The following is a 7,594-nucleotide window of genomic DNA, read 5'->3' as shown; positions in this document are numbered from 1 at the left end:
TTTCAGTTTCTGGGCGGGTGTGATGCCGCCGATGCCCATGTTCGGGCGGTCGTTGTTGTAAGTCCATAGCCATTGCGTGGCGTGGTCTTGGGCCTCCTCGATGGTTTCGATGATGTATTGGTCGAGCCATTCATGCCTGACGGTGCGGTTGTAGCGCTCGATATAGGCGTTCTGTTGGGGCTGTCCGGGTTGGATGTGCTGGATCGTGATCCCCCGCTCCTCGGCCCAGATCAGCAGCTTGCCACTGATGTATTCGGGGCCATTGTCGACGCGAATAGTGCCGGGCTTTCCCCGCCATTCGATGATCCTGTTCAGGGTCCGGATCACGCGCTCGGCCGGCAGCGAGAAGTCGATCTCGATGCCCAAGCCTTCGCGGTTGAAATCGTCCAGCACATTCAGCAGCCGAAACGCCCTGCCATCCCCCAGCCGATCAGCCATGAAGTCCATTGACCAGGTCATGTTCGGAGCCTCAGGCACCGCCAGCACCTCTGGTTTGTCGCGCTTCAGCCGCTTGCGGGGTTTGATCCGCAGGTTCAGTTCAAGGGCACAGTAGATGCGGTAAACCCGTTTGTGGTTCCACGGATGCCCCTTCACGTTGCGCAAGTGCAGGAAGCACAGCCCGAACCCCCAAGTCTTGCGGGCATCGATCAACCCAACGAGCAGATCGGCGATCTCTTCGTTCGCGGCCTTTAACTTCGGGCCATAGCGATAACAGGTCTCGCTGACCCCCAAGGCCCGACAGGCCAGCGCTATGCTCGCTCCACGTCGCGCCACCGCACTCCCGGCCATCTCGCGGCGTTGAGATGGCCCTGTCAGTTTTTTCCAAAGGCCTGCTCAGGTTCTCTCGGACCAATGGCGTTCACCTTCTCAGTTCAGCAAATCCGCCTGCATGCCCAGGTCAGCATACATTCGCTTCATGCGCCGGTTCTTCTCTTCCATCGCCTTCATCTGGCTGATCAGCGATGCATTCATCCCGCCATACTTCGCCCGCCATTTGAAAAACGACGCGTTGCTCATCCAATGCTCGCGGCACAGCTCCCCCACCGGCACATTGCCTTCGGCCTGCCGCAGGGTCGCGATGATCTAGGCCTCAGTGTACCTGCTTGACTTCATTCGATATCTCCTCGTTCTTGCCGCCGAGAAAAATCCAATTATTCAGCCCCTTACCTTCGGGGGGATTACCTACCGGCACCATGCGCCTAAGACAAATTCTTGGCCAAATTCAGGCCGATGATCCAAGCTTCCACCATGGACGCCCCCCTGTGCGCCGGTGCTTCAACACCCGCCATCATGGCACATCAATGCCGACAGAGGGCGTCCACCACATCGCTTGCAGGCCGACTACTTTGGAATGATCCCTTCAATCATGCCAAGCCGGCATCTCGTATGCCTCGATGTCGCTTTGCGGACTCGATGGCTTGTATTGCTACAGGGAACTATTTCTGCGGTGAATGTTCGGATAGGACGGCGCGCAGATCAACTTCGTCGAGTCGGACTATGCCGTCCACGGTGCGCCCGTGAGTTTGCATGGCCCGGATCACCATTGCGCGCAACGTCTCACCGTTCGCCGCAGGGTTCGCCCGAGCTAAAGCTGCTGCCACAGCTCCCGCGCGCGGTGCAGCATAAGAGGTCCCAGTCAAACCAACCCTGCGCCCATCGAACGCAAGGCCCGGCACCCCAACCGCAGGTAGCGCAAGTGCCACGATCCCAGCTCCTGTGTTTCCCGGCGGCCATACGGCCCCCTCGGCGGTGACGGCTGTGACCACCAGCTGGTTCGGCACGGCATAGACCATTGGATAAAGTGCTCTTTGGCGCAGATCAGCGCCATCGTTACCGGCCGCCGCAATGAACAACAACTCGGGATGCGCAAGCATGGCGCTTCGAAACGCCGGCCAGGCGCGGTCGCGTCCTGATGCCATTACCACCACGCGCACCCCGTCCGCGGCCATGCGATCGACGATGCCCTCGATCTCGTTACGAATGTCGGGGGGGCTATAGCGGTAGATCGCAAGACAAATCTGTGCGGGCGTGTCGGCGATCAGCACACTTGCCAACCCGGTTCCGTGTTGTGGCGGATCGAAAGCCGACAGCCGGGGATCGGGGTCGCCGTCCGGCACGCCAAAGTCGAAGGGTCGATCGTCGGCCTCCCAAAAATCCCGCCCGACCAGTGCACCGTTCGGATCGCGCGCGAGCCGCGCAGCGATCTGTGGCAGCAGATAGTTGACCCCGTTGTCGAGCAATCCGACGCGGGTACAGTCAGCGCGCGGGGTTCCCTCTGGCACGGGAGGATTAAGCGGGATGGGGGCCGCGCGCAGGTGAAGCTCCGGGTCGAGAAGTTCGAGCCGAATTGCCGCACCTAGCCCATTTTTGTCATACACGATCCGCTCACCCCCACGCAGGGCACAGCGGTCGTCCCAGACGAGGCGCATCATCGGCCGTCGGCCATTCTTTCCGGCATAATAGGCTACGAAGTACAACACAGGGGCGCCCACACGTTCTCCCCGAGTGACGCGTATCATCCCTCCATCAGTTAAGCGCCAGTCGCGCAACCAATTTTCCGTTCGTTTCTCTTGAAAGCGCCGCTCGCCCAAAAGCGTTGCTCCGCGCTCCGGGGCCACGTCCATGTCTCCGGCGCACATCACCTGCGAGACGGCGCGCAACCGATCGGTCAAGGTTTGCGCCGCCGCCGCAATCGGACTTGTCAACGCGTATGATAGCGCCGCCCACATGCAGGCCACCAAAAACGCTAGAAGACGGCTCCGCGGTTTGGATGTGTGCCTAACCATCCCTGCTCCTGGTTCAGCATCGACACTAGCGGCAGTGCCCTCGTCGTCAATCTGTGCGAATCGCCTGGCACATGCAACCACCACCCGCACTACAGCATCCGAATGCGAGCGCAGCCGAAAGTTGAAGGATGGAAATCTGTAGGCATCTGCGGTTGTTTTGATAGCCCTAGAGTTGTTTTCTCGACCCCCGGACTCGCCAAGTGACGCGCTTGATATCAACTTTCCGTGGGCCAAATTTCCACGAACCAAGATTTCTCGTTGACCGACTTGGGCCACGCTGTGCTAACTGCGGAAGAGTCTTTTGTTAACGATTGCGTGAACCATGAGTGAAGCCGTAGACAACCTGCGCAGCTCTGCAGTTAGACTAGGATCTGATGAGTGCGCGCCACTGTACGAGCTGTTCGGTTTTCGCATCGGTCACAACTTGGCAGCCGTCTTCCTATTTACAGCAGCTTTCAACTTGTTGCTCCTTGTTGTGCCTCTGTATGTCGCCCAGGTTTATTCGCGCGTGCTTGTTAGCAGCAGCGTCGAGACACTGATTGTTCTTTCGATAGCTGCGATCGTCGCCGTCGTTTTTGCGGCAGTTTTTGACTCGGTGCGACTGTCGGCGATCCAAAGGCTTGGCCAACGAGTATACGTTTCGCTTGGCGAGAAGGTGGTTCGGACAAGCCTTAGATCGGCAATGGTCGGCCCAGACCGCCAGCTTCCTTTGCAGGACGTCGACGCATTGCGTCGATTCATTGGTGGGCGCGAGCTCCTGACTTTGATGGATGTGCCATTTGCTTCAATCTCTCTGATCATACTGTTCGTGATCCATCCAGTTGTCGGACTTGTGGCAACTGCGATGGCGGCCGCGATGCTCATCCTCGCGATTATCACGGATATTCTAGTGTCGCAAAATCAGCGACGCGTGTCTGAGGCAATGCGTGATGCTGGGACTGATTTTAGTGATTTTTGCGGCAATGGCGCGCTGCTGGCCAGTATGGGGATGACGACAGCCGTCGTGTTGCGCTGGATGCAAACGCAGCTTGCCTTTGTGGAAAATCTGCGCCGCTCCGAAAGTCAGACTGCCGTCACTGTCGGTCTGTCACAGGTCTTGCGAATGACTACGCAACTGGTGGTTCTAACTACGGCAGCTTTTTTTGCGATTCAGCGCGATCTTGGTCCTGGCATGATTTTGGTGGCGTCGATCCTAGCAAGTCGGGCGGTGCAGCCGATTGAGGGGATGATCACCGGACAACGTGCATTTCGAAATGCGCGGGATGCCTACAAGCGTTTGAATCGCCTGTTGAAGAGCGTCCCCCGCATGACTGAAGCACACCACGTGCCGCAATCCGGCACTGTGGAGGCCGTTCAAATGGTCTATTCGACAGGACGAGGCCAACCCCATGTCAAGGGTGTAAGCCTGTCGATTGCGTCTGGTGAGATCCTGGGGATCGCGGGCCCCAGCGGATCTGGCAAAAGTCTGTTGGGTCAATTGCTGGTTGGCGCGCTTGATCCGACGAGCGGTTCTGTGAGTGTGGATGGTGTCGACCTGAAAACCAGTAATTCCGACGCGCGCCATGCGGCTTTGGGGTATTTGCCGCAACGCGGCGATGTTCTCCCCGGTACCATTGGCGAGAACATCTGCCGCTTTGGTGTTCTGGACCCCGAAAAGGTCTGGAAAGCCATTATGCTTGTGCAGGTGGAAACCGAGATTGGCAAACTTCAGCTGCGGCTCGACACACCCATGGCGCGCGCAGCAGTCGAACTGTCTCCTGGATTTTTCAAACGGCTGCTCCTTGCGCGAGCCTTTTACGACGCACCCAAGCTCGTCGTTCTAGATGAACCGATGTCCGACCTCGACTTGGATGGAGAGAGGATGCTGGTTGCTGCCCTGATCGCCTTGCGCACAGCGGGCAGCACAGTTGTGGTGATCTCGCCGCGCGGCAGCCTTCTGCGAGTGCTGGACCGGATCGTGGTCATGAAGGGTGGCGCTATCGAATCCATCCGCAAAGAAAACGAACAGAGCGCTTCTGCGGGGCAGGGGCGCTGGCAACTCCGTGATCGCGTGGCTGGCCAAAACGTGCTGTTGCTGGGGGAATGACGAGATGACCGCACAAAACAGCGAAGTATTGGCACTGCGGAAACGATTGCTGGCTGCCACCAATCACACTAAGCCGATCTGGGTGGGCGCTGTAGCCTTGGCAGTGTTTGGCGGCGTGTTCGGGGTCGGTGCCGCGACTGCGCCAATAAACGGCGCGGCCATTGCTGCCGGAAGCTTTGTAGCCCGCGGGCAGAATCAGGTCGTTCAGCATCTGGAAGGCGGCATCGTCGCCGAAATCTTGGTCGATGAAGGAAGCGTGGTCTCACGCGGTGACATCTTGGTGCGTCTTGACACTACGCGCGCTCGAGCGGAACTGGAACGCCTGACGACCGAACTGCATATGGGCATGGCGCGCGAGGCTCAGCTAATGGCTGAACGCGACGAACAGGATCGCATCAGCTATCCTGGGGTTCTCCTCGAAGCCGCGCGCAGTGATCAGGCGGTAGCGCGGTTGATTTCCGACCAGGAGAGCGAGTTTAGCGCCCGCCAGGCGAGCCGCGCCGTCAAGATCGCTATCCTTCGGCAATCCATCAACGCAGGTGAAGAGCAGATCGAGGGATTTCTTGCACAGCGCGACGCCTACGCTATCCAGATCGATCTGTTGCGGCAAGAGATCAAGGCGGTGCAGTCGTTGTATGATCGGGGGCTGTCTGCAATGGACCGTCTATATGGACTGAGCCGGACGGCGGCCGAAATTCAGGGCCTGGATGCAAAGGTGAAATCCGAAATCGGTGCGGTCCGTCAAATGAATCTCGAAGCCGAACAACAAATCGCAAGCCTTGAAAGAGAGCGCGTTGAGGCTGCAGCCACTGACGTGATCAGTCTTCGGCTCGAATTAGCGAAGCTGCAGAAAGAATTGAAGCAAACTTCAGATCTGCTGACACGAAGCATTGTCGTCTCCCCGGTTGACGGGATTGTGGTTAAGCGCGAGGTCAACACGGTTGGTGGAGTGATTGAAGAGGGTGGCACAATCGTCGAATTGATTCCGACTCCAGCGAATCTAGTTGTTGAAGCCCGGATCAATCCCGCAGATATCGACCGAATTTTTGAAGGTCAGGCCGCATCAGTGCGCATTCCGGCGTTGCATATCCCCTATTCGCCCTTGATGACTGCACGGGTAGAATATGTTTCGGCAGACAAACTCATCGGATCCGAGGATGAATCCGATTACTACGTAGCGCGGATCTCAGAAATTGTCTTGCCATCTGACATTGACCCCGGCCGTCTCTATCCTGGGATGCAGGTCGAGGTGTTCATCATAACTGGCAGCAGAACATTCGCCGAATATCTCTTTGATCCGCTATGGACGAGCTTTTCGCGAAGCATAAGAGAGCATTGAAGTCAACTCGGGCAGATTGCATTGCGCGAGGACAAACGGGACAAGATAGTCATGACAAATGAAGCAAAGAAGCCTAAATATGTGTCCAACGACGAACTTAGGGAAGTGTTTTCGGATATGATCACGGCAGTCGGTTTTGACGGTGGAAACTTCAGGATTGAACTTTCTGTTTCGCGCGCATCGCAAACCCAGAATGGCCGCGAGACGACGGTGCATCCAGTGACTCGGCTTGTTCTTCCGCTGCACGTGGCTGGCGAGTTACTTCAGAAACTTGGCGGTGCATTGGCAGATCTGGAGCGCCAAGGCGTTGTAAAGAAGGGAATGCCGCCGGATCAAGGTGCCCAATCCTACAATTAGAATTCCGATTGATGTGGCGAGATACGGTCATTTGGTGCGCTAAGGCGAGCCTGTTAACATAGGGGGAAGGGAAATGAGCAGCTCAGTTACGGACACGCTATTTTACTACTACGCGGCCAACACGTCGGGCGACAGCTATTACGGCTACGCCTATGCGGACACCGGAACCTATTACGAAGGCCAGTCGTTCTCTGCGTCGACCTATGACAACGACGGCACCTACTGGACCTACTACGTCTATGATTCCTACGACTACGGCTATGACACCGGATACGAGGGCTACAGCTACGGCAGCAGCTATTACGACTACGATGGTGGTGGCGGGTATCTGAGCTCGTCGACCTATGCCAACTACGGCGGGATCGGGTCGGAATACGGCTATACGTCGGACGGCCAATACTGGGGCTATTACGGCTACTACGAGGCCGATTTCTTCTGACACCGTTTCACTAGGGTCGAGACCCAGTTTAAGCGGGGTCGGATCCCCACCTTCTGCTTGATCGGTTGACTTGCGACTCCGCGCCCGTTGGTTAATGGGCGGGAGTTTCGCGTTGGCGACTACGGTTGACATTGCTGGTGACCTCGACCGCCCTGATCTCCTGCGTTTGCTCGTCGATTCCGAGATGGACCTTGCGCCAGACGCTGCGTTTTGCCCCGCCATGCTTACGCGCGTTCCACTCGCCTTCGCCCTCGACCTTGATGCCGGTGCTGTCGATCAGCAGGTGCAGCGGACCCTGCGACCCCCGATGCGGGAGGTTCACGGCCAGGGTCTTCTGGCGACGGCTGAGGGTGCTGAAATCCGGCACATCCCAGTCGAGGCCGATCAGGCCATGCAAGCTCTCGACGAAGCCGGTCGTTTGTCGCAGCGCCATGCCGAAAAGGACCTTCATCGTCAGGCAGGTCTGGACGGCGGCATCGCTGTAGACAGGCTGTCGCCCACGCTTGCCGGTCGGCTTCGCTGCCCAAGCCATGTCAGGATCGAACCAGATCGTCAGTGATCCCCGGCGCTTGAGCGCCTTGTTATAC

The 7,594-nt window shown here is 57.8% G+C and carries 5 protein-coding genes and 2 pseudogenes; 4 read left to right on the top strand and 3 right to left on the bottom strand.

What is annotated here, in order from left to right:
- Both ACEW8Q_RS07035 and ACEW8Q_RS07030 read right to left on the bottom strand, forming a co-directional pair.
- Positions 1 to 1,083, bottom strand: a pseudogene (locus tag ACEW8Q_RS07035) (IS3 family transposase); the annotation flags it as partial.
- A 353-nt stretch (positions 1,084 to 1,436) separates the two neighbouring features.
- On the bottom strand, positions 1,437 to 2,672 hold the full coding sequence (locus ACEW8Q_RS07030) for a S8/S53 family peptidase (protein WP_373503341.1): 1,236 nt from the start codon (positions 2,670 to 2,672) through the stop codon (positions 1,437 to 1,439).
- Between the two features lie 436 nt (positions 2,673 to 3,108).
- Here ACEW8Q_RS07030 and ACEW8Q_RS07025 point away from each other — a divergent pair, with 436 nt between their 5' ends.
- The 4 genes from ACEW8Q_RS07025 to ACEW8Q_RS07010 all read left to right on the top strand — a co-directional run bounded on the left by ACEW8Q_RS07025 (position 3,109) and on the right by ACEW8Q_RS07010 (position 7,007).
- On the top strand, positions 3,109 to 4,872 hold the full coding sequence (locus ACEW8Q_RS07025; protein WP_373503340.1) for an ATP-binding cassette domain-containing protein: 1,764 nt from the start codon (positions 3,109 to 3,111) through the stop codon (positions 4,870 to 4,872).
- Positions 4,873 to 4,876: 4 nt separating this feature from the next.
- Positions 4,877 to 6,211, top strand: a complete 1,335-nt coding sequence (locus ACEW8Q_RS07020; protein WP_373503339.1) for an HlyD family type I secretion periplasmic adaptor subunit — start codon at positions 4,877 to 4,879, stop codon at positions 6,209 to 6,211.
- 51 nt (positions 6,212 to 6,262) lie between these two features.
- Positions 6,263 to 6,568: a hypothetical protein gene (locus ACEW8Q_RS07015; RefSeq protein ID WP_373503338.1), complete on the top strand. Its 306-nt coding sequence runs from the start codon at positions 6,263 to 6,265 to the stop codon at positions 6,566 to 6,568.
- 73 nt (positions 6,569 to 6,641) lie between these two features.
- Positions 6,642 to 7,007, top strand: coding sequence for a hypothetical protein (locus tag ACEW8Q_RS07010; RefSeq protein WP_373503337.1), 366 nt, complete (start codon positions 6,642 to 6,644; stop codon positions 7,005 to 7,007).
- Positions 7,008 to 7,137: 130 nt separating this feature from the next.
- On the opposite strand, the pseudogene ACEW8Q_RS07005 reads toward ACEW8Q_RS07010, so the two are convergent.
- A pseudogene (locus ACEW8Q_RS07005) lies at positions 7,138 to 7,594 on the bottom strand (IS5 family transposase); the annotation flags it as partial.

This window comes from Aestuariivirga sp. (assembly GCF_041738905.1).
Taxonomy (GTDB): domain Bacteria; phylum Pseudomonadota; class Alphaproteobacteria; order Rhizobiales; family Aestuariivirgaceae; genus Aestuariivirga.
Note: the sequence above shows the minus strand (reverse complement) of the source record. Positions and strands in the feature narration are given on the sequence as shown.